We start from the raw sequence: 26,637 nt of genomic DNA, 5'->3' as shown, positions 1-26,637 counted from the left end.
GACCGCCACTGCTGCCGAGGGGGAGCGTATCTTTGCTGAGATGGTCGATGGTTGCGCCGGTCGGATGAGGCGGTGGCAGCCTGACCGGAACGGATTGTTGACATGACCGGACCGAGGCTGCCCGACGGTTTCGCCGTGCAGGTGGACCGTCGTGTCAAGGTGCTCGGGGCCGGGGCGGCGCTGCTGGGCGGATCGCCGACCCGGCTGCTGCGGCTCGCTCCGACGGCGCAGACCATGCTGACCGGCGGTCGCCTCGAGGTCCACGACGCGCAGAGTGCGCAACTGGCGCGGACTTTGCTCGACGCCACCGTGGCCCATCCGCGCCCGCCCTGTGGCCCGTCGCACCGCGACGTGACGGTGATTATCCCGGTGCGTGACAACGTATCCGGGCTGCACCGGTTGATCGCGGCACTACGCGGCCTGCGGGTGATCGTGGTCGACGACGGCTCGGCCGTGCCCGTGGCGCAATCAGAGTTCGCCGAGATGCACTGCGATGTGCAGGTGCTGCGGCACCTGCGCAGCAACGGCCCGGCGGCGGCCCGGAACACCGGTCTAGCGGCGTGTGAGACCGACTTCGTCGCCTTCCTGGACTCGGACGTGGTGCCGCGCCGCGGTTGGCTGGAGGCGTTGCTCGGCCACTTCTGCGATCCGGCGGTCGCCCTGGTGGCGCCCCGCATCGTCGGTCTGCACACCGCCGACAACGTCGTGGCACGGTACGAGGCGGTGCGGTCATCGCTCGACCTCGGGGTGCGTGAGGCGCCGGTGGTGCCCTACGGCCCGGTGTCGTATGTGCCCAGCGCGGCCATCATCTGCCGGCGGTCGGCCTTGACCGCGGTCGGTGGCTTCGACGAGACCATGCAGTCCGGTGAGGACGTCGATCTGTGCTGGCGGCTGGTCGAGTCCGGGGCGCGGCTACGCTACGAGCCCATCGCCCTGGTGGCTCACGATCACCGGACAGATCTGCGAGAGTGGTTCAACCGCAAGGCTTTCTATGGCACGTCGGCAGCACCGTTGACGGTCCGGCACCCCGGCAAGACGGCGCCGGTGGTGATCTCCGGATGGACGCTGATGGTGTGGCTGCTGCTGGCCATGGGGTCGTGTGTCGGATATCTGGGCTCGGTGGTGATCGCGATCTTCACCGGCCGCCGCATCGCACGGTCCCTCAGCGCCGTCGACACCGAACCCACGGAGGTCGCCGCGGTGACGGCCCGCGGCTTGTGGTCGTCGGCCCTGCAACTGTGTTCGGCGATCTGCCGGCACTACTGGCCGATCGCCCTGATCGCGGCCCTGCTGTTCCGGCGGGCCAGACACGCCGTGCTGGTGGCCGCGGTGCTCGACGGAGTGGTCGACTGGGCGACCCGGCGGGGCAACGCCGACGACGACACCAAGCCGGTCGGCCTGCTGACCCACATCCTGCTCAAACGGCTCGACGATCTGGCCTACGGCGTCGGCCTGTGGACCGGGGTGGTCCGGGAACGTCAGCTGGGCGCGCTCAAGCCGCAGCTGCGGAGCTAACGCCAGTTGACCCTGCCATCTCGTCCTCCTCTCGTGCGGGCCGACGTGCTGATCGTCGGTGCTGGAAGCGCTGGATCGATTCTGGCCGAACGGCTTTCCGCCGACCCCGCCCGCCGTGTCACGGTGGTGGAGGCCGGCCCGGCCCCGAGTGATCCGCGGGTGGCGGCGCAGATCACCGATGCGCTGCGGCTGCCGATCGGTGCGGCCAGCTCCGTGGTGCGGCACTATGCGTCGGTCCTGACCGAGAACCCGCCCCGGCACACCGAGATCATCCGTGGGTCGGTGGTGGGCGGCTCCGGAGCGGTCAACGGCGGTTACTTCTGCCGGGGCCTACCCACTGACTTCGACACCTGGGCGGTGCCCGGCTGGGGCTGGGACGACGTGTTGCCGCATTTCCGGGCGATCGAGACCGACCTGGATTTCAGCACCGGCCTGCACGGTGACGCCGGCCCGATCTCCGTCCGCCGCGTGCGTGAATTCGACGGCTGCACAGCGTCATTCGTCGAAGCGGCGACGCGGGCCGGATTCGGCTGGATCGAGGACCTGAACGGATCGGACACCGGGGCTGTGCTGCCGGCCGGCGTGGGAGCGGTGCCGCTGAACATCAATGGCGGGACCAGGGTCGGGCCCGGCGGCGCCTACCTGCAACCGGCGTTGGCCCGGCCGAACCTGGAGCTGCTGACCGATACCCGGGTGCATCAGGTGCTGTTCCGTGGGAGCCGAGCGGTCGGGGTGCGCTGCGCCGACGGATCCACACTTGAGGCCGAGCGAATTGTGCTGTGTGCCGGGTCGATTGGATCGGCGCACCTGCTGATGCTGTCCGGTGTGGGACCCGCGCCCGACCTGGAGGCGCTCGGTGTCACGGTGGTGGCCGGCCTACCGGTCGGCACGCACACCGTCGACCATCCGGAATGGGTGCTTCCGGTCTCCTGGGTGCCCACTCACGATCTGCCGCCGCTGGAGGCCGTGCTCACCACGGCCGACGGCATCGAGGTGCGGCCGTACACCGCCGGGTTCGCCGCCATGGTGCACGGGCCCGGCCATGATCCCGCCGAGCTGCCGCACCTCGGCGTCGCGCTGATGCGCCCACATTCCCGCGGCCGGGTCAGGCTGGCGTCGGCGGATCCGACGGTGGCTCCGGTCATCGAGCACCGCTATGACACGGTGGCCGAGGATGTCGAGGCGCTGCGTCGCGGTGCCGGGCTGGCCCGTGAATTGGTCAGTCACACAGCTGAAGTCGGTGAGGCATCCTGGTCGACATCGCAGCACCTGGCCGGCACCGCGCCGATGGGGACCGGACCCGAAGCGGTTCTGGACGCCGGCTGCCGGGTGTTGGGCGTCGACGGTCTGTGGGTGGTGGACGGGTCGATCATGCCGGCCATCACCAGCCGCGGCCCGCACGCGACCATTGCCATGATCGGTCATCGGGCGGCGGAGTTCGTCGCGACCTGAGGCGCCGGATCACCCTGAGCTGCCTGCCGTCACGCCCCGGCGCCCACACCCCGACGAAAACCGCGGCGACCGCCAGCACCACCGCCATCACCAGCAGCGCCGAGTTCGTGGCGTCCAGGAACGCCTGCTTGGCCAGCTCGGCGAGCGCCGGACCTCGCGGGCCTGACTGCCCGGCCACGGCGAGCGCCTCGGCCAGCGAGCTGAGCATGGAATCGGCTACCGCAGAGGGTAATTCGGCCAGCTTGGGGTGTAGCGAGCTCTGATAGTGGGCCGCCAGGATCGAGCCTGCCACCGCGATGCCCAGGGCGGCCCCGACTTCGCGGGTGGTGTCGTTGACCGCGGACGCCACTCCCTGCTTCTCGTCGGGTACCGCACCCATGATGGCCGACGTGGTGGGCGCGGTGCACAGGCCGATGCCGATGCTGATGATGATCAGTGGCCAGGTGTAGTCGAGGTAGTTCGAGTCGACCTGCAGCAGGCGCATGCACATCAGGCCGGCCGCGATCACCAGCAGACCGATCGTCACGCACAGCCGCAGGCCGAGCCGCGGCAGGTAGATGTGCGTGGTGGCGCCGAGCGCCAGGACCGGAAGCATCAACGGGCACAGGGCAATTGCGGTCTGGATCGGGCTGTATCCCATGACCAGCTGGATGTACTGCATGCTGACGAAGAAGTAGCCGAAGTTGGCGAAGAAGAGGAACGTCACGCCCAGCGCTCCGGTGGCGAAATCGGGCCGGCCGAACAGCCTGACGTCGAGCAGCGGATATGGGCGCCGCAGTTGCACCATGGTGAACGCGGCCGCCAGGACGAGTCCGCCGGTCATGCATCCCCAGACTGCCGGGTGCGTCCAGCCTCGCGCCGGCGCCTCGACCACACCGAGCACGAACACCGCAACGGCGGCCCCGATCACGACCGCGCCGATCCAGTCCAGCGGTGCGGCATCCGCGTCGCGGGAGGAGGGGACGGTGCCGGTCAGGGCGAACAATCCGATTCCGGCGATTGCGAAGGCCGCGAAGATGGACTGCCATCCCCAGAAGTGGAGCAATCCGCCGGTGACCAGAAAGCCGAACACCGCGCCGGACCCGACGACGCCGGCCCAGATGCCAACAGCCTTGTTGCGCTCGGACTTCGGGAAGGCCGCCGTCAACAGGGACAGTGTGGCCGGCATGATGAATGCGGCGCCGGCCCCGGCCACGGCGCGGGCAGCGATCAGGTGTACCGGGTCGTCGAACAGTAGCGGTGCCGCCGAGGCCAGTACGAAGACGGCGAGGCCCACCAGTAGCGCACCGCGCCGGCCGTACCGGTCGCCGATCGCGCCGGCCGGAAGCAGCAGGCAGGCCAGTACGAGGGTGTATCCGTCGATGACCCAGGTGAGTTGGGCCTGGGTGGCTGCGGTCTGGCGGGCGATGTCGGGTAGTGCGGCATTGAGGGCCACCATCGATGCGACGACTATCGACACGTCCATGCAGGCCACGGCGAGCAGCCAGTATCGCTGTCGGATCGACAGTTGGGCGATGCGCGGATCGATATCCTGGGCGGACTCGACGAGGGTCTCGGACATCCCGGCCTCCCTTCGTCGGTGAAGTTTCGAGACTAACAGTCTCGGAGCGAGACGGTAAGTCTGTTTTTGGAGGTGACGGCGCATGGTTGCCGAAAGCGGTGATCCCCGGCCGGCCCGCTCCCGGGCCCGGCTGTTGGAGGCGGCGACGTCCTTGTTGCGGTCGGGCGGGCCGAGCGCGGTGACCGTCGATGCGGTCACCCGGGCCGCCAACGTGGCCAGGGCCACGCTGTACCGGCACTTTCCGAGTGGAAATGACTTGCTGGCAGCGGCATTTCGGGCACTTATTCCGGCGGCTCCGATGCCGCCGGAGGACGGCACGTTGCGCGACCGGCTGATCGCCCTGGTCCAGGCGCAGGCCGACTCGATCGCCGAGGCGCCGATCAGTATCACCGCGATGTCGTGGCTGGCCCTCGGTGGCGACATGGAACAACTGCCCTGGCGCTCCGACGACAGTCCAGAGGTCCGAACCTTGCGTGAGCGGGTGGCCGAGCAGTACGCGCCGCCGTTCGAGGCGATCTTCGACAGTCCCGATGCAGTAGCCGAACTCGGCGAGGTGGACCGGACGCAGGCCGCTGCCCTGCTGCTGGGGCCCATCGTGCTGGGCAAGCTCAGCACCTTGTCAGAGTTCGACTACACCGCCTGCGTGCACGCCGCGGTGGACGGCTTCCTGGCCACCCACCGCCGAACCGGGCAGCCTCAGCGCAGCGAGTAGCGGATCGGCAGGTGCTTGAGCCCGCCGACGAAGGTGGTTGCGGAAAGCTCTGGTGTTCCGGCCAATTCGATCGAGTCGAGCCGGCGCATCAGCTCGGTGAACAGGCTGTTCATCTCCATCCTGGCCAGGGCAGCGCCCAGGCAGAAGTGCACGCCGTACCCGAATGCCAGGTGCTTGTTGGGATCCCGTGCGACATCGAAGCGGTGCGGGTTGTCGAACACCTCTTCGTCCCGGTTGCCCGAGACGTAGGCCAGGTAGACGGATTCGCCTTTGGCGATCGGTACGCCGCGCACGGTGGTGTCCGCCGTCGCGGTGCGCATGAACTCCTTGACCGGGGTGGACCACCGGATCATCTCCTCGACCGCGGTACCCATCAGTTCGGGATGCGCCTGCAGCCGGGCTAGCTGGTCTGGATTCTCGATGAGAGCGTGCAGTCCGCCGGAGATCGCGTCCTTGGTGGTGTCGTGCCCTGCGCTGGCGACGATGACGTAGTAGGACGCGGTGTCGACGTCGGACAGTGGTTGCCCGTCGATGGTGCCGTTGGCGATGGCCGAGGCGAGGTCTTCGGTCGGGTTGGCGCGGCGCGACGCGGTCAGCGTGGAGAAGTAGGCGAAGAAGTCCATCAGGACGGCGAGCTGATCCTCCAGTGAACCGCCGTCGCGCTTGTATTCGTCATCGTCGCCACCGAACATCTCCTGGGTCAGCATGTGCATGCGCGCGAAGTCCTCTTCGGGCAGGCCCAGCAGCGACATGATCACGTAGAGCGGGAAGTCGACGGCGATCGCGGTGACGAAATCGCACTCCGGCCCGATGTCGCGCATCTTGTCGACATAGCGGGTGGCCAGCTCGTCGACCCGGACCTTCAGCGCCCGCATGGCCTTGGGGCGGAACCAATCCGCGCCGATCGCCCGGACCTTGCGGTGATGCGGATCGTCCATGTGGATCAGGGTGCGCAGGCCCATGCCTGCCTCGAGCTGTTGCTTGGCCAGGTCGTCGGCTGCCGCGGTGGCCAGCAGCGGCCGGGGCTCGCTGATGAACAGCTCGTTGTCCCGTTCGATGGCCATGATGTCGGCGTGTTTGGTGATCGCCCAGAACGGCCGGTACGGCCGGTTGTCCACCCAGGCCACCGGGTTGTTGGCGCGCAAATGGTTCAGGGCGGTGTGCAGGCGGGCATCGTCGGCGTATGCCGTCGGATCGGCCAGCACTTTCGCGGCGTCATCCATCGTCGGCGCGCTCATGCGGTCTCCTCCCGGTGGCGGTTCTTGACGGGTGTCAATTTCACCCTATGTGACGGGCGCCACGCAAGAGGGGCGATTCCCCCGATCCGGCACGTACGCTCGCACCCATGCGGTCAGGGCGTCGCGCCGTAGCGTTGCTGGCGACATTGGTGATGCTGGTGGCGGGCTGCGCGCGCGGTGGCGGACAGGCGGTAACGCCGGACCGTACCCAGGAGAAGGCTCAGGTGCAGGACCCGGCGCTGGTACACACCTCGGCCGGAACCCTGCGTGGCGCAGTGCTTTCCGATCACCGACTGTTCGCCGGAATCCCGTACGCCGCTGCCCCGGTGGGCCCGTTGCGGTTCGCTCCGCCCGGTCCGGCACCGGGGTGGCCGGGGGAGCGTGACGCCACCAGGCCCGGGCCGCGGTGCATCNGTTCAGACGTGTGCTCTTCCGATCTTGAGGTCTTGGCGTCCCAGCTCTTCGGTGAGTGGAGCAACCGCCACCAGGCCCGGGCCGCGGTGCATCCAGGACCCCGGCGCCGATCCCGAACGCGGGCTCAACACCGCCGAGGACTGCCTGACGCTGAACGTGTGGACGCCGCCGGTCTCCGGTGATCGGCGCCCGGTCATGGTGTGGATCCACGGCGGCGCGTTCGTCGGCGGCAGCAGCGGCATCTACGACGCGAAGCGGCTGGCCACCCGCGGCGACATCGTGGTGGTGACGATCAACTACCGGCTGGGTGCCCTCGGCTTTCTGGCACACCCGGCGCTGGGCGCCGGTGGTGACATCGGAAACTACGGGTTGGCCGACCAGCAGGCGGCCTTGCGGTGGGTCCGGGACAACATCGCCGATTTCGGCGGTGATCCGGAAAAAGTCACCGTCGCAGGCGAATCCGCGGGCGGAATGTCGGTGTGCGATCACCTGGTGGCCCCCGGGTCGACCGGGTTGTTCCGCTCCGCGATCCTGATGAGTGCGCCATGTCAGGCTCAGGCCGATGTCGCCACCGCCCAGCGGCGCTCGCTCGACTATGCCGCCGCGGTCGGATGCCCGGATCCGGCGGTCGCCGCCGGCTGCCTGCGGTCGCTGCCGGTGGACCGGCTGCGAAATCCGGTGTGGTACTTCAACATCGGCAGCGACGAGCTCACCGGCCCGGTGACCGGGTCGGCCTTGATACCGCGGGCGCCGCTGGCAGCGTTCGGATCCGGCCGGGCCGAGGCGGTGCCGGTGCTGATCGGCACCACCCGCGACGAGTTCACCCTGTTCGTCGCGCTGCGCTATCTGAGGGAGGGGCAGCGTTTCACGCCTGCGGTTTATCCGCGACTGCTGGCCGAGACGTTCGGGGCCCACGCCGCAGTGGTCGGGGAGCGCTATCCGGCAGAGCGCTTCGGCGGTGTGGCGCAGGCATATTCGGCCGCGGTCACCGACGGTGAATTCGCTTGTGTGTCGGAGCGCATGGCCCATCAGCTGTCCCGCACCGGCCCGGTGTATGCCTATGAGTTCAACGACCGCGCCGCGCCGGCCCCGGAGGTGATGCGCACCCTGCCGTTCCCGGTCGGGGCGAGTCACTCGCTGGAGCTGCGCTACCTGTTCGACGTCGGCGGGGCGCCGCCGTTGAACCCGGCGCAGCAACGGCTCTCCGATCAGATGATCGACTACTGGAGCGCGTTCGTGCGCAACGGTGAACCCGCGGTCGACGGCCAGCCGGACTGGCCAGGGTTCGACCCGGCCGGCGACGGCACGCGAATGTCGTTGCAGGCGGACGGTAGTCGCACGGACAATGGGTACGCCGACGAGCACCAATGTTCGTTCTGGGCCGGGCTGAAGGAGAAGTGAACTCGATGGCGACACCGGATCCGAAGGACTTCGCCGAGGAATGGGTGAAGGCGTGGAACGCGCACGACGTGGAAGCGGTGCTCGCGCATTTCCACGACGACGTGGTGTTCAGTTCTCCGGTCGCGGCCCGCGTCCTGCCGGAGACCGGCGGGGTGGTGCGCGGCAAGGACGCATTGCGCGACTACTGGACCACGGCGCTGGCCGGCATGCCGGATCTGCACTTCGAGGTGCTCGGCACCTACCGCGGCGAATCGGCCCTGGTGATCCACTACCGCAATCAGCGCGGGGGATTGGTCAACGAGGTGCTGCTGTTCGACGGCGCACTGGTGCGCGAGGGTCACGGCACCTACCTGGACTAGGTGTACTGACCTGAGAGGTTAGGTCCGGGCCGGCCGGCCGCGCCGAGATCAACGCCATGGTCGTGTCCGGCGCGTGCAGACCGCCACAGCGTTGATCTCGCGGAACATCAGGCCGGCGTGACCCAGGTGGTGATGTCGGCGTGCACCACTTCGACGCCGTCGCGGTCGGTGATGCTGACCGGAACCACGATGTCGGTGCCCTCGGTGATGACGGAGAAGTCCGGCGGCGTGAGTTCGGCGGTGGCCCGCAGCGAGGTGGTGGCCTTGGCCAGGTACTGCACCGTCATCGCCTTGGGGATCCAGCGGTGCGTGGTCGGCACGGTGGCCTCCATCAGCATGCCCATCGCCATCTCGGCGGCATTGCACGACGCGATGGCGTGCACGGTGTGCAGGTGGTTGTAGACGTAGAACCACTTGGGCACCGTCACCTCCGCCAGTCCGGGTTCCATGCGCACCACATGGGGCAGGACCGATGCGAAGTACGGCACCCGGGCCATGGCCGCGGCGGAGAACAGCCTGGTGCCCCCGGGCAGCGGCGACAACTTCTTCCAGGCTCGATAGGTGGCGGTAGTGGTCACGGCCACGACCTTACTCGTCGGTAAGATAGGGCCAAACGTCGAGCGTAGGGGCTATGTACGCTGGGCAGCGGTTTTGCATGCACAGCACCCACGCTCGGCCCGTTCAAAGCCGTTCGATCAGGGATTTGGAGCACGCCCGGATCTGGGGCATACTATTCGGGTTGCCTTGCGCCGGGTACGCACCTGGCCGGGCATACGACCGGCGCCCTCACGGGCGCATCCGGTCCCAACACCGATCGCGACAGAATTCTGCAGCGAATAAGTGTGCGGGAGGGCGACACGCCCGACCGCGGGGATCGGTGGACCACAGACAGGTAAACAGCGGCGGCAATTCTCGGCGCACCCGCGCCGGGGCACCAGGCCCGACGGGTCTCGGTGGGATTCCCATCGAGATTCCGATACGGCCGGCCGATGTACGAAGTAGGAGCGAGGTAGGAGAAGCGTGGCGGGACAGAAGATCCGCATCAGGCTCAAGGCCTACGACCATGAGGCCATTGATGCCTCGGCGCGCAAGATCGTCGAAACGGTCACCCGTACCGGTGCCAGCGTGGTGGGCCCCGTGCCGCTGCCGACCGAGAAGAACGTGTACTGCGTCATTCGGTCGCCGCACAAGTACAAGGACTCGCGGGAGCATTTCGAAATGCGCACCCACAAGCGACTGATCGACATCCTCGACCCGACGCCGAAGACGGTTGACGCGCTCATGCGCATCGACCTGCCGGCCAGTGTCGACGTCAACATCCAGTAGGAGACCCGAGAAAAATGGCTAGAAAAGGCATTTTGGGCACCAAGCTGGGCATGACGCAGGTGTTCGACGAGAACAACAAAGTCGTCCCGGTGACGGTCGTCAAGGCCGGCCCCAACGTGGTGACCCGCATCCGCACCACCGAGCGCGACGGCTACAGCGCCGTGCAGCTCGCCTACGGCGAGATCAGCCCGCGCAAGGTCAACAAGCCCGTCGCCGGCCAGTACGCCGCCGCGGGTGTCAACCCGCGCCGCCACCTCGCCGAGCTCCGCCTCGACGAGGCCGCCGCTGCCGAGTACGAGGTCGGCCAGGAGCTGACGGCCGAGATCTTCGCCGACGGCGCTTACGTCGACGTGACCGGCACCAGCAAGGGCAAGGGCTTCGCCGGCACCATGAAGCGTCACGGCTTCGCCGGCCAGGGTGCCGCGCACGGTGCCCAGGCGGTGCACCGTCGTCCCGGCTCCATCGGTGGCTGTGCCACCCCGGGCCGCGTGTTCAAGGGCACCCGGATGTCGGGCCGTATGGGCAACGACCGGGTGACCACGCAGAACCTGAAGGTTCACAAGGTCGATGCCGAGAACGGCGTGCTGTTGATCAAGGGCGCCATCCCCGGACGCAACGGTGGTCTGGTGGTTGTCCGCAGCGCAATCAAGCGAGGCGAGAAGTAATGACTTTGAAGATTGACGTCAAGACCCCGGCCGGCAAGAAGGACGGTTCCATCGAACTGCCCGCCGCGCTGTTCGACGTCGAGCCCAACATCGCTCTGATGCACCAGGTCGTCAACGCTCAGTTGGCCGCCAAGCGCCAGGGCACCCACTCGACGAAGACCCGCGGTGAGGTCTCCGGTGGCGGCAAGAAGCCGTACCGGCAGAAGGGCACCGGCCGGGCGCGTCAGGGTTCGACCCGCGCACCGCAGTTCACCGGCGGTGGCATCGTCCACGGCCCGCAGCCGCGTGACTACAGCCAGCGGACCCCGAAGAAGATGATCGCCGCCGCGCTGCGCGGTGCGCTCTCGGACCGGGCCCGCAACGAGCGGATCCACGCGATCACCGAGCTGATCGAGGGCCAGACCCCGTCGACCAAGAGCGCCAAGGCGTTCCTGGGCTCCCTGACGGACAACAAGAAGGTCCTGGTCGTGATCGGCCGCACCGACGAGGTCGGCGCCAAGAGCGTTCGCAACCTGCCCGGTGTGCACGTGATCTCGCCGGATCAGCTGAACACCTACGACGTGCTCAACGCTGACGACGTGGTGTTCTCGGTCGAGGCCCTGAACGCCTACATCTCGGCGAATACCAAAGAAGGAGCGTCGGTCTGATGGCAACGATTACAGACCCCCGCGACATCATCCTGGCCCCGGTCATCTCGGAGAAGTCCTACGGGCTGATCGAGGACAACGTGTACACGTTCATCGTGCATCCGGACTCGAACAAGACGCAGATCAAGATCGCGATCGAGAAGATCTTCGACGTCAAGGTCAGCTCGGTGAACACCGCCAACCGGCAGGGTAAGCGCAAGCGCACCCGCACCGGATTCGGCAAGCGCAAGGACACCAAGCGCGCCATCGTCACGCTGGCCGAGGGCAGCAAGCCGATCGACCTGTTCGGAGCACCGGCGTAAAGCCGGGAACAAAGAGGATTTAACTGATATGGGAATTCGCAAGTACAAGCCGACGACCCCGGGTCGTCGCGGTGCCAGCGTCTCCGATTTCGCCGAGATCACTCGTTCGACTCCGGAGAAGTCGCTGGTTCGCCCGCTGCACGGCAAGGGTGGTCGTAACGCCCACGGCCGCATCACCACCCGGCACAAGGGCGGTGGCCACAAGCGTGCCTACCGTGTCATCGACTTCCGTCGCCATGACAAGGACGGGGTCAACGCGAAGGTCGCGCACATCGAGTACGACCCCAACCGCACCGCGAACATCGCGCTGCTGCACTTCCTGGACGGCGAGAAGCGCTACATCATCGCGCCGCAGGGTCTGAAGCAGGGCGACGTGATCGAGTCGGGTGCCAACGCCGACATCAAGCCCGGCAACAACCTGCCGCTGCGCAACATCCCCGCCGGCACCGTGATCCACGCTGTGGAGCTGCGGCCCGGTGGCGGTGCCAAGCTGGCCCGCTCGGCCGGCGTCAGCATCCAGCTGCTGGGTAAGGAAGGCACCTACGCCTCGCTGCGTATGCCGTCCGGTGAGATCCGTCGCGTCGACGTGCGCTGCCGCGCCACCGTCGGCGAGGTGGGCAACGCCGAGCAGGCGAACATCAACTGGGGCAAGGCCGGCCGTATGCGGTGGAAGGGCAAGCGCCCGACCGTCCGTGGTGTCGTGATGAACCCGGTTGACCACCCGCACGGTGGTGGTGAAGGCAAGACCTCCGGTGGCCGCCACCCGGTCAGCCCGTGGGGCAAGCCCGAGGGCCGCACCCGCAAGCCCAACAAGCCGAGCGACAAGCTCATCGTCCGTCGCCGGCGCACCGGCAAGAAGCGCTAGGCCGCGGAAGGAGTAGCAGCGATGCCTCGTAGTCTTAAAAAGGGTCCGTTCGTCGACGACCATCTGCTCAAGAAGGTCGACGTCCAGAACGAGAAGAACACCAAGCAGGTCATCAAGACCTGGTCGCGTCGGTCGACCATCCTCCCCGACTTCATCGGGCACACCTTTGCGGTGCATGACGGCCGCAAGCATGTCCCGGTGTTCGTCACCGAGGCGATGGTCGGGCACAAGCTCGGCGAGTTCGCCCCGACGCGCACCTTCAAGGGTCACATCAAGGACGACCGGAAGAGCAAGCGTCGATGAGCACTGTCACTGAATATCCGTCCGCCCAGGCAAAGGCGCGCTTCGTGCGCGTCTCGGCCAGCAAGGCGCGTCGCGTCATCGATCTGGTCCGCGGCAAGAGCGTCGAGGAAGCCCTCGACATCTTGCGGTGGGCGCCGCAGGCTGCCAGCGAGCCGGTCGCCAAGGTGATCGCCAGCGCCGCCGCCAACGCGCAGAACAACGAGGGCCTGGACCCGACGACCCTGGTGGTCGCCACCGTCTACGCAGACGAGGGTCCGACGGCCAAGCGCATCCGGCCGCGTGCCCAGGGGCGTGCGTTCCGGATTCGCAAGCGCACCAGCCACATCACGGTGATCGTCGAAAGCCGCCCGCCCAAGCAGAAGGCAGCCGCGGGTTCGGCGCGTAGCCGTCGCGCTCAGGGCAGCAAGGCCGCCGCCACGAAGAAGTCTGCCGAGACGAAGGGAGGCTCGGAGTAGTGGGCCAGAAGATCAATCCCCACGGCTTCCGGCTCGGTATCACGACCGAGTGGAAGTCCCGGTGGTACGCCGACAAGCAGTACAAGGACTACGTGAAGGAAGACGTCGCGATCCGGCGTCTGCTGGCCACGGGTCTGGAGCGCGCCGGCATCGCCGACGTGGAGATCGAGCGCACCCGGGACCGGGTTCGCGTTGACATCCACACCGCGCGCCCCGGCATCGTCATCGGTCGCCGCGGCACCGAGGCCGACCGCATCCGTGCCGACCTGGAGAAGCTGACCGGCAAGCAGGTTCAGCTCAACATCCTCGAGGTGAAGAACCCTGAGTCGCAGGCTCAGCTCGTCGCCCAGGGTGTTGCCGAGCAGCTGAGCAACCGCGTGGCGTTCCGTCGCGCGATGCGCAAGGCGATCCAGTCGGCCATGCGTCAGCCCAACGTCAAGGGCATCCGGGTGCAGTGCTCGGGTCGCCTCGGCGGTGCTGAGATGAGCCGCTCGGAGTTCTACCGCGAGGGTCGGGTTCCGCTGCACACGCTGCGTGCGGACATCGACTACGGCCTGTACGAGGCCAAGACCACCTTCGGCCGGATCGGCGTGAAGGTGTGGATTTACAAGGGCGACATCGTGGGTGGCAAGCGCGAGCTCACCGCCTCCGCGCCGGCCAGCGACCGGCCGCGTCGTGAGCGTCCGTCGGGCACCCGGCCGCGTCGCAGCGGTTCCTCGGGCACCACGGCGACGAGCACCGAGGCCGGCCGCGCCGCGACCGGTGACGATGCTTCGTCCGCAACCGAGGCCGCGGCTGCCAGCGCACCCGCAGCTGAGAGCACGGAGAGCTAATCATGCTGATTCCCCGCAAGGTCAAGCACCGCAAGCAGCATCACCCACGGCAGCGTGGCATCGCCAGCGGCGGTACCTCGGTGAGCTTCGGTGACTACGGCATCCAGGCACTGGAGCACGCCTACATCACCAACCGGCAGATCGAGTCCGCTCGTATCGCCATCAACCGGCACATCAAGCGTGGCGGCAAGGTGTGGATCAACATCTTCCCGGACCGTCCGCTGACCAAGAAGCCCGCCGAGACCCGCATGGGTTCCGGTAAGGGTTCGCCGGAGTGGTGGGTCGCCAACGTCAAGCCCGGTCGCGTGCTCTTCGAGCTCAGCTACCCGGACGAGAAGATCGCCCGGGACGCGCTGACCCGCGCGATCCACAAGTTGCCGATCAAGGCACGCATCGTGACTCGAGAGGAGCAGTTCTGATGGCAGTGGGAACTACGCCTGGTGAACTGCGCGAACTGTCCGACACCGAGTTGAAGGACAAGCTGCGCGAGTCGAAGGAAGAGCTGTTCAACCTGCGCTTCCAGATGGCGACCGGTCAGCTGGCCAACAACCGTCGGCTGCGCACGGTGCGCCAGGAGATCGCACGGGTTTACACCGTGCTGCGTGAACGTGAGTTGGGTCTGGCTTCCGGGCCCGGAGGTGAGGAAAGCTAATGGCGGAGACTAAGGGCCCCAAGCACACTCCGCGCACCGAAGAGACCCGTGGCCGTCGCAAGACCGCCATCGGCTACGTGGTGAGCGACAAGATGCAGAAGACCATCGTGGTCGAACTGGAAGATCGTAAGAGCCACCCGCTCTACGGCAAGATCATCCGGACCACCAAGAAGGTCAAGGCGCACGACGAGAACGGCGACGCCGGCATCGGCGACCGCGTCTCGCTGATGGAGACCCGGCCGATGTCCGCGAGCAAGCGCTGGCGGCTGGTCGAGGTTTTGGAGAAGGCCAAGTAAAGGCTCGATCCCTCCTGCGCGAGCAGACACAGAAAGTGCCCCAAGCCCAACGGGTTTGGGGCACTTTTGCGTCTCAGGTGGGTGGCATCAGCACCGTGTCGATGAGATAGACGGTCGCGTTGGCGGTGTGGACCCCGCCGCAGATCACCGATGCGTCATTGACTTTCAGAGCGTCCCCCGATCCGGTCACCGTTACCGGCGCGCCCTGCACGGTCGGGCGGCTGCCGACGACCTTGGCCGGGCTGGCCTGGCCGGGAACGACGTGATAGGTCAGGATCTTGGTCAGCAGCGCCGAATCCGACTTGAGTACCTCGATGGTGGCCGGGTCTATCTTGGCGAATGCGTCGTCGGTCGGCGCGAAGACGGTGAATTCAGCTCCGTTGAGGGTGTCCACCAGGTCGACGTTCGGATTCAGCTTTCCGGACACCGCCGCGGTCAGCGTCGTCAGCAGCGGGTTGTTCGACGCGGCGACGGTGACCGGATCCTGCGCCATCCCGATCACCGACCCCGGGCCGGACGGCACCTTTTCCGCGTAGGAGGCGCAGCCCGGGCCCACCAGGTCTGACGCCGGGTCACCGGCCATCGGGGCCGCGGGCGCAGTGGTGGCCTCCGGCGTCACCGGTGCGGATCGTGCGGTGTCATTCGCGCAGGCGGGCAGCGCGAACATCGCCGCGGCTGCCAGTCCCGCCACCGCGGCCATCTTGTATTGAAGGATCAACATTTTCCGACTCCCTATGGGTGATTGGCGGTGACCGCCGTCACTATCTCGGTCAATGGGGATTCGGAGCCGCCGGGTGGCCGGATGGGTTCAGATTCCGACCAATCCGGCAGGACGGCCGCACCGAATACCGGGCATGTACACATTGGTGCTCATCGGATTCCTCGGCGGCCTGATCACCGGCATCTCGCCGTGCATCCTGCCGGTACTGCCCGTCATCTTCTTCTCGGGAGCGCAGAGTGCGCGCGTCACCGAGTCGAACGGCGCGACGATCGTCGCGGCGAAACCGACATTGGCCGAGACGCTGCGCCCCTACCGGGTGATCGCCGGACTGGTACTGAGCTTCAGCGTCGTGACGCTGGCCGGCTCGGCCCTGCTGCAGTTGTTGCACCTGCCGCCGGACGCACTGCGCTGGGCCGGCCTGCTGGCCCTGACGCTGATCGGACTCGGACTGATCTTCCCGCGCATCGAACAGCTGCTGGAGAAGCCGTTCACCTGGATCCCGCAGAAGCAGTTCGGTTCCGGCAGTAGCGGTTTCGGCCTGGGCCTGGCGCTCGGCGTGCTCTACGTGCCGTGCGCGGGTCCAGTGCTCGCGGCGATCGTCGTCGCGGGCGCAACCGGTTCGATCGGCGCCAACACCGTCGCCCTGACCCTGTCGTTCGCCATCGGTGCCGCGCTGCCGCTTCTGGCCTTCGCGCTCGCCGGGCGCCGGGTTGTCGAGCGGGTCAACGCATTCCGCCGCAGGCAGCGCAAGATCCGGCTGGTGGCTGGCGTGGTGATGCTGGTGTTCGCGGTGGCGCTGGCCGCCGACGTGCCGGCGAAGCTGCAGCGGGCGATCCCGGACTACACCAGCGGGCTGCAGGACCGGGTGGCCACTGCCGGCGAGGTGGCCGGCCGGCTGGGCCCGGCCGGTGACGGAGAGTTGTCACAATGCGCCGACGGTGCCGAGGAGCTCCAGAACTGCGGTGCGGCACCGGAGATCACCGGAATCGCTCAGTGGCTCAACACGCCTGGGGGAGCACCCGTCGACCTGAGTTCGTTGCGGGGCAAGGTGGTGCTGATCGACTTCTGGGCCTATTCGTGCATCAACTGCCAGCGCGCGATTCCGCACGTCGTGGACTGGTACGACCGCTACAAGGACTCGGGTCTGACGGTGATCGGGGTGCATACCCCGGAATACGCGTTCGAGCGGGTGCCTGGCAACGTGGCCGGTGGCGCAGCCGATCTGGGCATCACTTACCCGGTCGCGCTGGACAATTCGTACTCCACGTGGACGAACTACCAGAATCGGTACTGGCCGGCCGAGTACTTGATCGACGCGAACGGTGTTGTGCGGCACGTGAAGTTCGGCGAGGGCGGCTACGACAACACGGAGCGGTTGATCCGGGAGCTGCTGATGCAGGCCAAGGACACCAACTTGCCTGCCCCGGTGAACGCCCCGGATGTGACGCCGACATCGGTGCTGACCCCCGAGACCTATCTGGGGGTGGGCAAGGAGATCAACTACGCCGGCCCCGGCACGTACGACGAGGGCGACGCGCGGTTCGCCTACCCGCCGAGCCTGCCCGCTGACTCGTTCGGCCTGCAGGGGCCGTGGCGCCTGGACTACCAGGGCGCAACCGCCCAGGGCGCCGATTCGGCCATCAAGCTGAGTTACCGGGCCGCAGACGTGTACCTCGTGGTGGGTGGGACCGGCACCGTGACCGTGGTGCGCGGCGGTGAGACGACGACGGTGCCGGTCAGCGGTCCGCCCACGCTACGGCAGATCGTCAGCGATCGCGATGTACATCGCGGCGAGATCGAGGTGCGGTTGAGCCAAGGGCTGCAGGCTTTCTCGTTCACCTACGGGTGACCGGCGATGCGCGCCGCCGACCTGGCGCTAGGCTACCGATCGATGGCCCGTTTGCCGGATGTGAGCAACGTGCTCGACGCTCAACTGCGCCGGGTCGCCCGTGGTGACGCCGAGGCGTTCGCGGGGCTGTACGACGCCACCAGCGCCCGGGTGTACGGGTTGATCCTGCGCATCCTGCGCGATCCCGGGTACAGCGAGGAGACCGCACAGGACGTCTACGCCCAAGTGTGGCGGCGGGCCGCGGAGTACGACCCGGAGCAGGGGTCCGCGCTGTCGTGGTTGATGACGTTGGCCCATCGCCGTGCGGTGGACCGCGTGCGGTCCGAGGTGGCCTCCAGCCGGCGCGAGGCTCACTACGTCGCGGTGAACACCGAACCCGACAGCGATGTGGTCGCCGACTCTGCGATCCGCTCCGACGAGCAGCGACAGGTGGCCGATTGTCTCGGTTCGCTGACCGATCTGCAGCGGCAGGCCATCGAGCTGGCGTACTACGACGGTCTGACCTACCCGCAGGTTTCCGAACGGCTGTCGACGAGTCTGGGCACGGTCAAAACCCGGATGCGCGACGGGTTGCGCAGGCTCCGTGATTGTCTGGGGGTGACATGACAGGAGATCCCGAGCTGCCGGACCTGGCGACCGCNGCCGACCACCGCCGAACAGGTGATGGCGGCGGGCGATGTCCGCACGGCGACCGGACAGCTGCGCGCCGGCGGCACCGCGACCTTCGTGTACTCGCGCGACGAGCGGACCGGTGTCCTGCTGCTGAACAACGCGGCCCCGCCACCGCCGGGAATGGTTTATCAGATGTGGCTGATGACCGATCGGGGCCCCGAGTCGGCGGGGACGATGGGGGCCATCACCCCTTCGACCACGGCCATGGTGCGCGATCTCGGGGATTCGACCGCGTTGGCGTTCACCGTGGAACCCGAGGGTGGGTCGCCCCAGCCGACGGGGGAGATGGTGGCCCGGCTTTCGCTGACGTGAGTGGCCCCGGCCGGCGAACGAGCCTCCCGGTGAGTTCGAGCCGCGCGGTGGGTGTACATTGGATAACCTTTTCCGTTCATCCAGCTAAGTCCTTACGTGCGGCATAAGCTGCATCGAGTGACTGCCCGCATCTCTCGGCTGTTTGCCACCGCCCTCGTCGCATCCGCGGCCGTCATGCCAGGGACGGCCACGGCCGCCCCGGGCGACGACCCGTCGCTGGTCAGTTCCCCGACGCTCAACCTCCGGACGCTCGGTGTCGATTCGGACATCGCGCTGTACGGCCTTCAAGGTTCGCAGACCCTCACCGTCCCGGTGCCACGCGGACTAACACCCGCCGAGCTGACCGGCACGGTGCAACTTCCGGTCAACACCCGCGGCGGGACTCTGGAGGTGACTCAGGATCAGCGGGTGCTGTCCCGAGTGCCGCTGCCACCGGATCAGGCGGCGATCACCGTTCCCCTCACGGGTGCGCGGGTGGTGGGGAATGCGGTGACGGTGCAGTTGAACAGCTACCTGACCATGCCCGACGGATACTGCGCATACGAGCTGCACAATCCGTTGCGGCTGATCAACAGTGACGTGCGGTTCACCGGTCTGGAACTCCCGCCGACGGTGATCGCCGACTTCCTGCCGCCGGTGCTGGACAAGCTGACGCTTTTCGTCCCGCCGAATCCGTCGCGGTCCGAGTCCGATGCGGCAATCCGGGTCGCGACGGCGGTGGTGGCCCGCTACAGCTTCCAGCGGCCGGCGGTCGACATCGTCACGACAGACGGGGGACCGGTCGCGGCGCCGCAGCCACTGGAGCGCCAGGTTATCGTGCGCGAGGGCGACGCACCCGGCCTGAACCTGCAGGGCCCGAATACGGTTCCGGCGCTGCTGATTTCGGGACCCGCTGGAGAGGTGACGAACCAGGCCCGGTTGCTGTCCAGCGACATTTCGAAACTTGCCGTGCAGTCGAAGGCCGTTGTGGGGCCGCTGTCCAACACCCCGCAGCTGCCCGCTGAGCACACCACGATCCGTCAGCTCGGTCAGCCCGGAGTCAACGCGACCGCACTGGTCAACCCGCGGGTCACCATCCCACTGGATCAGACCCGGCTCGGCCGGACGGTGCACGATGTGCGGATTCATCTGCAGGGCTCCTACACCCCACTGCCGGCCGGCATCGCGGGCCAAGTAGTGGTCGGCATCGGTGGGCAGACCATAGATCGGTGGCCGACCGAGGCGAATGGCCGGATCGACAGGTGGGTCGACGTGCCGGACGGGCTGCTGCGGCGCTACACCAACTTGGACGTCGCGATCGATGCCGCAGGCAACACCGGCCGGTGCGGTGAGTTCCAGCCGATCACGCTGACGATCGACGGCGAGAGCCCGGTGGAGAGCAAACTGGCGAAACCCCCTGTGCCTGGCGGCTTCCAGTCGCTGCCGCAGGCGCTGATGCCGCGGGTCGAGGTGGGCATGGACGAAGGGTTCGCCAATCTCCGGCGTGCGGTCCAGATCCTGACCGGGCTGCAGCGCCTGAGCTCGCGTCCGTTCGAGGCGGAGGTTCGCTCGGTGGCCGACGCGGTTGCCTCGTCCAACCCTGCCTTGCTGATCAGTGCCGACGGCTGGAACGACAAACGGATCGTGCTGCCCGTCGCAGTGGATTCCGAAGGCATCATCACCGTCGAAGACGTTGACGGGTCAGGCAACTCGACCACGCTGACCCTGGATCCGAAGGTTGGCTTCGGGTCACTGCAGTCGGTGTACACGGATGGGCGGTCGGTACTGATCGCTACCTCCAGCAAAGCTCCTGCCGAGCTGGACCGGCTGCTGGGCTGGTTGGGCGGCGACGTGGAGCGGTGGTCGGGATTATCCGGCAACGCCGCGCTGGCAATGCCGGGGCGCGAACCCTTCGCGCTGACCACGCCGGTCGCCGAGCCCGAAGCTGCGGCCGTCTCGGGTCGAAAGTCGCTGCGACTGTGGGTCGGAGCCGGCGCTGTGGGGCTCGCGGCGCTGGGCGCCGGGCTGGTCGCTTGGCGTGGGCGGTCCCGGGGTACGCCGTGACGACCGTCGCAGACACCCGCGGCGAGTGGGACCGGCTGGCGGCGTGGTGGTTTTCGCTGAATCCAGCGGTCCGGCTGACCGCCCGTTGGACCCTCATCCTGGTGCTCACCGCGGTGGCATTCCGGCACAGTCTGGTCAACCTGTGGCAGACCACGCTGGCCGGCGGCCTGATCGGCTACATGTGGATGGTTCCGATCGCGGCCGCACTGGCCGCCCTGGGGATCAATTTTCGCCGCCGGACGGAACTACCCATCCATGACCGCCAGACCGATGTGATCGTCGGTGTCATCGGCCTTGGTCTGGCGCTCATGGTCCAAGGTGTCTTGATCAAGCGGTACTCCGAGTTCTTTCATCTGGTGCGCCTCGACATCTTCGCGATGTGGGTTTTCGTAGTCAGCAGCGCACTGGTGTTGTTCGGGATCCGCCCGGTGGCCAGATTCGGCTGGGCCTGGGCGCTGATGGGGGTGTCCTCCGCACTGCCGTACCAGGTGGTCGTGATTCTGCTCGGCGGCGGGAAGTTCGCCGCCGGGATCGGGACGTTGTTGATCGCGGCCGCCGCGTCGGCGATCACGGTGGGCAGCACGCGCAAGCGCGCAGCCATCGGGGCTGCTGTGTCATTCGTCTTCGGCCTGTTGATTCTCGTCGGGATGGAGTTTCTCGCTCCTGAGGCGCCGATCCTGGCATTTCAGATGATTCCGTCGTTGACCTCGATCGTGGCCGTCGGCGGGGGCGAGTTCGTGTACCGACGCCGGAACCTGACCAAGGAGCTGTTCAGCCGGAAGGTCGAACCGCTTGCCGCCAAACAGATCTGGGCGGCCATCCCGGTGGTGGTGGCGGTCGCGGTGGCACTGGCGTTCATGCCGTTGCCGACGCAGACGAGCACGACGCTGATCAGTCGCACCGTCCCCTTCGATCTGGTGCCCGGCCGGCCGATGGCGGCACCGCCGGGTTGGACGATCACCGAGGAGCACACCGTCACCGATGTGTCCCGGTATTACGGTGACGACGCGCAACTCGTCCGGCAGAAGCTGACCGCCGATGTCGGTGACCCACGGTTCGACAAGTTGTCGGCGCCGCGCACCGTCGTGGTGGACAGCATCGTCAGTGAACTGCCGTTCTCCTTCGACGCCTATCCCGGGCAGGTGCTCTATGACACCACGGCCGCCCGGCTGAGCAGTCAGCTGTCGATCGACCTCGGGCATGGGGTCACCGGGAAGCTGGTGTCGGCCGTCGATGACCGTCTGCTGGTGACGTGGGATGTGTTGCGGTTCGCCTGGGGAGACCAGGACGAGGAGCAGGTTGTCGACATCTTCGCCGTCGACAATCACCTGCCGGACGCGCCGTTCCCGATTCCCCAACACGGTCTGGTGTCCACCCTCCGCAATCTACTGACCGTGCTGTTCCGGGGAAATGCGGTGCTGGTCCAGAGCCGGCCGTCTTTCAAAGACGAGGAGCTGCTGACGGAGTTCGGCCGCGCATTCGTCGCCGCGCAGTTCGCGCACGCGGAGGCCGCCCGGTGACATTCAGCGGGACGTTCGATGCGGACAGTGTCACCGAGGAGCAGCGGGCGTACGCACTCGACCGGGCGATCAACGGCCTGCGCGATGACGAGCCGATGCATTCGGCGTCGAAGCCGCTGATGGGTTGGCAGCGGCCGGTGATCGTGGCCGTGCTGGTCATCGTGGTTGCCCTCGGCATCTGGAAGCCGCTGGAAACCGTGGTGGTGCTGATCGGGTTGTGCACGCTGGCTTATCTTTTGACTCTCGGCGACCGGGTGTTGATTTTCAAGCGCGGCCTCGCGTCACGACCCATCGTCATTCCCGACGATGTGGCGCGCGCCATTCCGGAGGACGAGTTGCCGCCGTACACCATCCTGGTGCCGGCCTATAACGAGCCGGAAGTGGTGGCCGACCTGATTGCGGCGATGGATGCTCTGGAGTATCCGAGGGACCGCTTGCAGGTACTCCTGCTGTTGGAGGCCGACGATCACGTGACGATCGAAGCAGCGAAAGCATGCGGAGAGTCAGAGGTCATCACCATCCTGCTGGTGCCACCGGCGGATCCGCGGACCAAGCCCAAAGCGTGCAACTACGGTCTGCATTTCGCCACGGGGGAGATCGTCACGATCTTCGACGCCGAGGATCTGCCTGAGCCGCTGCAGCTGCGTCGGGTGGTCGCGGCGTTCCGCGACCTTCCCGACGACGTGGCCTGTGTGCAGGCGAAGCTGGTGTATCACAACGGGCACCAGAACCTGCTGACCGCCTGGTTCACCGCCGAGTATGCGTTGTGGTTCGGCTACCTGCTGCCCGGCATGATGGTGAGCTCGTCGCCGATTCCGTTGGGCGGCACGTCCAATCACCTGCGCCGCGACATCCTGCAAGAGATCGGCGCCTGGGACCCGTTCAACGTCACAGAGGACGCCGATCTCGGTCTGCGCATCGCGTCGTACGGATATCGCACGGCTGTGATCGACTCGTACACGTTGGAGGAAGCCAACAGCGACGCGATCAACTGGATCCGTCAGCGCTCACGTTGGTACAAGGGCTACCTGCAGACCTGGCTGGTGCACATCCGTGAGCCGCTGAAGTTGTACCGCACCTTGGGGTTACGCAGCTTCGTCCGATTCAACCTGGTGCTCGCGGGCACCCCGATCATCGCGGTGCTCAACCTGCTGTTCTGGTTCATCACCGTACTGTGGTTTCTCGGTCAACCCGGGGTTGTCGCGCAGGTGTTCCCACCGCTGATCTATTTCCCGGCCCTCATCGCGATGGTGATCGGCAATGTGACCGTGATGTACATGAACATGATCGCACTGCGCGAGGATGACCGGTCGGATCTTCTTCTGGCGGCACTCAGCGTCCCGCTGTTCTGGCTCATGATGAGCGTGGCTGCGGCCAAGGGCCTGTACCAGTTGATCCGCCAGCCGTCGTACTGGGAGAAGACGTTTCACGGTTTGGCCGGGCGCCCAGGGGAGGCGGCCGCCGAAGCGAAGGCCGTGGCGTGACCGGGGCCATGCTCGGCGGCTCGGACCGCCGGCTCAAGATCACGGTCTATTTCGCGTTCGTGGTCGTCTACCTCGCCGTCGGCTATTGGCTGCAGGTCGGCCACGACTTCATCATGGGCGACACCCTGTCTCGCGTGGTCGCCACCCAATCCGTGTTGTTCAGCCGCGATCCGCACCTGGCTGCGTTGGGTTTCATCTTCACCCCGGTTTCGGCCATGGTCCAGATTCCGGGTGTCCTATTGAGCCAATGGTGGCCGGACTTGGCAGTCCGGGCCTTCGCGGGGACGATCATGTCCTCGTTGTTCATGGCCGGCGCCGCCGTGCAGATCCTGAGCATGGGCACCGACCGCGGTCTGCCACGGGCGTATTCGGTGACCATCACGCTGCTGTTCGCGCTCAACCCGATGATCGTCTTCTATGGCTCCAACGGGATGAGTGAAGCGCCGTTCATCTTCTTCATGTCGTGGGCAGTGCGCCGGCTCATCATGTGGATGGTCGATGACGATGTGCACCATCTCATCACCGCCGGCGGCATCGCGATGGGGCTGGCCTACCTCACCCGCTACGACGCGCTCGCCTCGGTCGGGTCCGCGGGGCTGCTCGTGGGGATCACCACGTACCTGCGCGCCAATCCGGCGCCAAGGATGCGACGGGCCGTCTTGGACATGCTGATCGTGAGCGGCCCCGGTGTGCTGGCGTTCTTCGGGTGGGCGGCCGCGGGCTGGCTGATCACCGGTGAGGCGTTCGCGCAATTCACTTCGCAATACGGCAACACCGCCATCCTCGAGCAATCCGGGCAGACGGCGCCCAACTTCGGCGACGGGGTCGAGTTCGCCATGGTCTGCATCATGCTGCTGGCGCCGACCATGCTACCGCTGGCCTTGTGGGTGGCGATGCAACGCTGGGGGCGCCCGAACTGGCAGGTGCTCGTCGTGCCGCTGACGATGTTCGGCGCCGTGCTGGGTTTCCAGACTTACAGCTACGCAACCGGTTCGACGTTCCCATTCCTGCGGTTCTTCATCATTGCCATTCCGCTGACCGCCTGCCTGGCGATGCTCGCGGTCCCAGATGGTGTACTCAGAGAGCCGACCCGGCGCGGTAGGTACGCGCCACCGGCGCCGGCCGAGACACCGCGGCGCGGTTCGGCGGCGCGGTACATCGCCGTCGCCGCAACGGTTGCCCTGGGCATTCCACTGACGTTGTTCGGCATGGCGCAACCTGAATATGCGCCACAGGAATATGGGCTCGGCGCGATACTGAACCCAGATCCGTACAACGTCACCGACCGTAAGGCCACCGAGCACCGGATCGCCAGGACCTTCGGTACCGAGCGCAAGATCGCCCAGTACCTGGAGAACCTGAATCTGCCGGACAGCTCGGTGATCACCGATACCGTCTACGGTTTCGGCATCCTGGCCGCCTCGAGCCGGCCGAGGGTTTTCGTGATCCCGTCAGACCCGGATTTCACCGAGCTGCTCAACGATCCCCCCGCCAACGGGATCCGGTATCTGCTCGCGGTGCCCGCAACCGGACGGGGCACCGCCGATGCGCTCAACGTTCGCTACCCGACGCTGTACGATACCGGCGCCGAGGTCGCGACGCTGGAGTTGGAGATCCTCAATGACGGTGACGGTCAACCGGATTGGCGGCTGTACCGTGTGAACCAACCAGTCGCACGCGGCTAGCGGGGCAGCGCTGCCGGCTCAACGTTCGGGGTTCCCAGTGTGGCCGCCAGCCACGGCAGCGCTGCCTCGAACCCGACGCCTGCGGCCGTGAACGTGTGTGAGCCGGGATAACCGACTACCGAACATTCCACATTGTGGGCACTCAATAGCAGACACAGCTTGTTGGCGTTGGCGGCGTGATCCTCGGAGTATGAATCCCATCCGGCGATGACGTTGGGATCGTCGACGGAGCTGCCCGCGTCACGGTGGATAGTCGCCGTCCTCTCCGAAACGCCCAACCATGCCGACGTGTTGTCGAAACGGCCGTGCTTCTCGATGAGGGTCTTGGGGTCGAAGGAGGCCCACGCTTCCGCGTCCCCACCGAACAACCGGGCGATCGTCTGATTCTTGGTACCGCTGTTGGGCCCGAGTTGTCCGTCGAGGGAAACAAAGGCGCTGAACAATTCCGGATTCCGCACGGCCAGCATCAATGCGCAAGTCCCGCCTGATGACCACCCTGCCAGTCCCCAATTGGCCGGGTCGCCGCTGACACCGAAGCGTGAGACCACATACGGGCGTACCTCTTTCGTGAGGTGATCGGCGGCGTTGCCGCGCGGGCCGTTGACGCACTCGGTGTCGTTGTTGAACGCGCCGGTCGCGTCGGGAAACACGACCACCGGCGAGTACCCGTTGTGGAACGCCGTGAATTGGTCGAGCGTCTTGAGGGCGCTCCCGGACTGCGGCCAGTCCGATGGGTGACTGAACTCGGCGCCGATGGCCATCACGGCGGGCAACCTTGGTGGGGGGTCGGACCGGAACCATGCCGGCGGGAGATAAACCAGTTCGCGTCGATGTCCGAATCCCGAAGCGTCGCTGGGAGTCTGTATCCACGCCATAGTGCCCCGCGTCGGTTCTTCGCCGCGCTGGCGCATGGCGGCCAGCTCAGCCTCGTCGATCCACTGCGCAGGCTCGGATCCGGTCACGCGCTGCCACAGGGCTTGCACGGTAGGGAAGTATCCAGTCGCGCTGTTCAGTTCTGCCAATGCGCACACTATCGCCAGCACGACGGCCACCACCGAGAGGAGCCGGCGCCGCCAACGCCGGCCCCGCCACGCCAGAATCATGATGGCGGAGGCAAATCCGATGACGGTGACCCAGATTACGGCGCCCAACGAGGCGGGCCGCTCCGACCAGCCTTGGAACTTGACGGTCAAGCGGACAACCACTGCGAACAGCACACCGGCTAGCAGTGCGATCGTCACCCACCGCAGCAGCGTGGATCGGGGTTGACGTCCGATCGTGCATGCCAGTGCCACGAGCGCGAGCAACTCGAGCGTTATCGGGATCCAGCCGCTGATCAGTGACATCGGTGTTAC

At 66.8% G+C, this 26,637-nt stretch carries 26 protein-coding genes and 2 pseudogenes; 23 read left to right on the top strand and 5 right to left on the bottom strand.

Translation table 11 applies throughout. The features are described from left to right. The 3 genes and pseudogenes from BN4332_RS34550 to mftG all read left to right on the top strand — a co-directional run. A pseudogene (locus tag BN4332_RS34550) lies at positions 1 to 106 on the top strand (mycofactocin biosynthesis peptidyl-dipeptidase MftE); the annotation flags it as partial. Next, a complete protein-coding gene (gene mftF / locus BN4332_RS21525) occupies positions 103 to 1,515 on the top strand; it encodes a mycofactocin biosynthesis glycosyltransferase MftF (RefSeq protein WP_066901441.1) in 1,413 nt (470 codons plus the stop codon). The pseudogene BN4332_RS34550 and the gene mftF, both read left to right, overlap by 4 nt. Before the next feature lie 33 nt (positions 1,516 to 1,548). Further along, the gene (gene mftG, locus BN4332_RS21520) at positions 1,549 to 2,967 is read left to right on the top strand and encodes a mycofactocin dehydrogenase MftG (RefSeq protein ID WP_066901439.1); all 1,419 of its coding nucleotides are present in this window, start codon (positions 1,549 to 1,551) and stop codon (positions 2,965 to 2,967) included. Here the strand turns inward: mftG and BN4332_RS21515 are convergent. Beyond that, positions 2,897 to 4,528 (bottom strand): MFS transporter, encoded by a 1,632-nt coding sequence (locus BN4332_RS21515; RefSeq protein WP_066901437.1) that lies wholly within the window; start codon positions 4,526 to 4,528, stop codon positions 2,897 to 2,899. The genes mftG and BN4332_RS21515 overlap by 71 nt on opposite strands. 82 nt (positions 4,529 to 4,610) lie before the next feature. Here BN4332_RS21515 and BN4332_RS21510 point away from each other — a divergent pair, with 82 nt between their 5' ends. Next, the gene (locus BN4332_RS21510; protein ID WP_066901435.1) at positions 4,611 to 5,240 is read left to right on the top strand and encodes a TetR/AcrR family transcriptional regulator; all 630 of its coding nucleotides are present in this window, start codon (positions 4,611 to 4,613) and stop codon (positions 5,238 to 5,240) included. On the opposite strand, the gene BN4332_RS21505 is transcribed toward BN4332_RS21510, so the two are convergent. Next, positions 5,225 to 6,478, bottom strand: a complete 1,254-nt coding sequence (locus BN4332_RS21505; protein WP_066901433.1) for a cytochrome P450 — start codon at positions 6,476 to 6,478, stop codon at positions 5,225 to 5,227. The two genes, BN4332_RS21510 and BN4332_RS21505, sit on opposite strands and share 16 nt — an antisense overlap. A 1,820-nt stretch (positions 6,479 to 8,298) precedes the next feature. Between BN4332_RS21505 and BN4332_RS21495 the strand changes: the two genes are divergently transcribed. Beyond that, positions 8,299 to 8,652, top strand: a complete 354-nt coding sequence (locus BN4332_RS21495) for a nuclear transport factor 2 family protein (RefSeq protein WP_066901457.1) — start codon at positions 8,299 to 8,301, stop codon at positions 8,650 to 8,652. A gap of 107 nt (positions 8,653 to 8,759) precedes the next feature. Here the strand turns inward: BN4332_RS21495 and BN4332_RS21490 are convergent, their stop codons facing one another. Further along, positions 8,760 to 9,230, bottom strand: a complete 471-nt coding sequence (locus BN4332_RS21490; RefSeq protein ID WP_066901455.1) for a hotdog fold domain-containing protein — start codon at positions 9,228 to 9,230, stop codon at positions 8,760 to 8,762. A 442-nt stretch (positions 9,231 to 9,672) separates the two neighbouring features. Here BN4332_RS21490 and rpsJ point away from each other — a divergent pair, with 442 nt between their 5' ends. Genes rpsJ through rpsQ form a run of 11 tightly spaced genes read left to right on the top strand, consistent with a single transcriptional unit; the run spans position 9,673 to position 14,996 of the window. Continuing rightward, the gene (rpsJ, locus tag BN4332_RS21480) at positions 9,673 to 9,978 is read left to right on the top strand and encodes a 30S ribosomal protein S10 (RefSeq protein WP_003883485.1); all 306 of its coding nucleotides are present in this window, start codon (positions 9,673 to 9,675) and stop codon (positions 9,976 to 9,978) included. Positions 9,979 to 9,992: 14 nt separating this feature from the next. Beyond that, positions 9,993 to 10,643, top strand: a complete 651-nt coding sequence (gene rplC / locus BN4332_RS21475) for a 50S ribosomal protein L3 (protein WP_066901431.1) — start codon at positions 9,993 to 9,995, stop codon at positions 10,641 to 10,643. Further along, positions 10,643 to 11,290, top strand: a complete 648-nt coding sequence (gene rplD / locus BN4332_RS21470; RefSeq protein WP_066901429.1) for a 50S ribosomal protein L4 — start codon at positions 10,643 to 10,645, stop codon at positions 11,288 to 11,290. Before rplC ends, rplD begins: the two co-directional genes overlap by 1 nt. After that, on the top strand, positions 11,290 to 11,592 hold the full coding sequence (gene rplW, locus BN4332_RS21465; RefSeq protein ID WP_066901427.1) for a 50S ribosomal protein L23: 303 nt from the start codon (positions 11,290 to 11,292) through the stop codon (positions 11,590 to 11,592). The genes rplD and rplW overlap by 1 nt, the downstream gene beginning before the upstream one ends. 28 nt (positions 11,593 to 11,620) lie before the next feature. Then, positions 11,621 to 12,457 (top strand): 50S ribosomal protein L2, encoded by an 837-nt coding sequence (gene rplB / locus BN4332_RS21460; RefSeq protein WP_066901425.1) that lies wholly within the window; start codon positions 11,621 to 11,623, stop codon positions 12,455 to 12,457. A gap of 21 nt (positions 12,458 to 12,478) precedes the next feature. Next, the gene (gene rpsS, locus BN4332_RS21455; RefSeq protein WP_003883480.1) at positions 12,479 to 12,760 is read left to right on the top strand and encodes a 30S ribosomal protein S19; all 282 of its coding nucleotides are present in this window, start codon (positions 12,479 to 12,481) and stop codon (positions 12,758 to 12,760) included. Beyond that, positions 12,757 to 13,215 carry a 50S ribosomal protein L22 gene (rplV, locus tag BN4332_RS21450; protein ID WP_066901422.1) on the top strand — a complete coding sequence of 153 codons (459 nt, stop codon included), beginning with the start codon at positions 12,757 to 12,759 and terminating at the stop codon, positions 13,213 to 13,215. Before rpsS ends, rplV begins: the two co-directional genes overlap by 4 nt. Beyond that, positions 13,215 to 14,048 carry a 30S ribosomal protein S3 gene (gene rpsC / locus BN4332_RS21445; protein ID WP_066901420.1) on the top strand — a complete coding sequence of 278 codons (834 nt, stop codon included), beginning with the start codon at positions 13,215 to 13,217 and terminating at the stop codon, positions 14,046 to 14,048. Before rplV ends, rpsC begins: the two co-directional genes overlap by 1 nt. 2 nt (positions 14,049 to 14,050) lie before the next feature. Beyond that, positions 14,051 to 14,467 carry a 50S ribosomal protein L16 gene (rplP, locus tag BN4332_RS21440; RefSeq protein ID WP_065461613.1) on the top strand — a complete coding sequence of 139 codons (417 nt, stop codon included), beginning with the start codon at positions 14,051 to 14,053 and terminating at the stop codon, positions 14,465 to 14,467. Then, positions 14,467 to 14,700 (top strand): 50S ribosomal protein L29, encoded by a 234-nt coding sequence (rpmC, locus tag BN4332_RS21435; RefSeq protein ID WP_036441250.1) that lies wholly within the window; start codon positions 14,467 to 14,469, stop codon positions 14,698 to 14,700. Before rplP ends, rpmC begins: the two co-directional genes overlap by 1 nt. Beyond that, complete coding sequence (gene rpsQ, locus BN4332_RS21430; protein WP_066901419.1) at positions 14,700 to 14,996, top strand: 30S ribosomal protein S17; 297 nt, start codon at positions 14,700 to 14,702, stop codon at positions 14,994 to 14,996. Before rpmC ends, rpsQ begins: the two co-directional genes overlap by 1 nt. Before the next feature lie 73 nt (positions 14,997 to 15,069). Here the strand turns inward: rpsQ and BN4332_RS21425 are convergent, their stop codons facing one another. Continuing rightward, the gene (locus BN4332_RS21425; protein ID WP_066901417.1) at positions 15,070 to 15,717 is read right to left on the bottom strand and encodes a fasciclin domain-containing protein; all 648 of its coding nucleotides are present in this window, start codon (positions 15,715 to 15,717) and stop codon (positions 15,070 to 15,072) included. A 133-nt stretch (positions 15,718 to 15,850) separates the two neighbouring features. Here BN4332_RS21425 and BN4332_RS21420 point away from each other — a divergent pair, with 133 nt between their 5' ends. From BN4332_RS21420 to BN4332_RS21390, 7 genes and pseudogenes are all read left to right on the top strand, one after another. Next, positions 15,851 to 17,566, top strand: coding sequence for a cytochrome c biogenesis protein DipZ (locus BN4332_RS21420; RefSeq protein WP_066901415.1), 1,716 nt, complete (start codon positions 15,851 to 15,853; stop codon positions 17,564 to 17,566). A 42-nt stretch (positions 17,567 to 17,608) separates the two neighbouring features. After that, positions 17,609 to 18,172: a sigma-70 family RNA polymerase sigma factor gene (locus tag BN4332_RS21415; RefSeq protein ID WP_066901454.1), complete on the top strand. Its 564-nt coding sequence runs from the start codon at positions 17,609 to 17,611 to the stop codon at positions 18,170 to 18,172. Positions 18,173 to 18,196: 24 nt separating this feature from the next. Then, positions 18,197 to 18,550 (top strand): annotated as a pseudogene (locus BN4332_RS21410) (anti-sigma factor); the annotation flags it as partial. A 117-nt stretch (positions 18,551 to 18,667) separates the two neighbouring features. Beyond that, a complete protein-coding gene (locus BN4332_RS21405) occupies positions 18,668 to 20,593 on the top strand; it encodes a cellulose biosynthesis cyclic di-GMP-binding regulatory protein BcsB (protein ID WP_235654166.1) in 1,926 nt (641 codons plus the stop codon). Further along, a complete protein-coding gene (locus BN4332_RS21400) occupies positions 20,590 to 22,113 on the top strand; it encodes a hypothetical protein (RefSeq protein WP_074133141.1) in 1,524 nt (507 codons plus the stop codon). The genes BN4332_RS21405 and BN4332_RS21400 overlap by 4 nt, the downstream gene beginning before the upstream one ends. Next, complete coding sequence (locus BN4332_RS21395; RefSeq protein ID WP_066901409.1) at positions 22,110 to 23,597, top strand: glycosyltransferase; 1,488 nt, start codon at positions 22,110 to 22,112, stop codon at positions 23,595 to 23,597. The genes BN4332_RS21400 and BN4332_RS21395 overlap by 4 nt, the downstream gene beginning before the upstream one ends. A gap of 8 nt (positions 23,598 to 23,605) precedes the next feature. Continuing rightward, positions 23,606 to 25,282: an ABC transporter gene (locus tag BN4332_RS21390; protein ID WP_066901450.1), complete on the top strand. Its 1,677-nt coding sequence runs from the start codon at positions 23,606 to 23,608 to the stop codon at positions 25,280 to 25,282. Here BN4332_RS21390 and BN4332_RS21385 read toward each other — a convergent pair. Beyond that, entirely contained in the window at positions 25,279 to 26,628 is a 1,350-nt protein-coding gene (locus tag BN4332_RS21385) for an alpha/beta hydrolase (RefSeq protein ID WP_066901407.1), read from the bottom strand. The genes BN4332_RS21390 and BN4332_RS21385 overlap by 4 nt on opposite strands. Positions 26,629 to 26,637 lie beyond the last annotated feature (9 nt).

It is taken from the genome of Mycolicibacterium houstonense, assembly GCF_900078665.2.
In the GTDB taxonomy this organism is placed as follows: domain Bacteria; phylum Actinomycetota; class Actinomycetes; order Mycobacteriales; family Mycobacteriaceae; genus Mycobacterium; species Mycobacterium houstonense.
The sequence above is the reverse complement of the archived record's forward strand: the minus strand, read 5'-3'. Positions and strand labels throughout refer to the sequence as shown.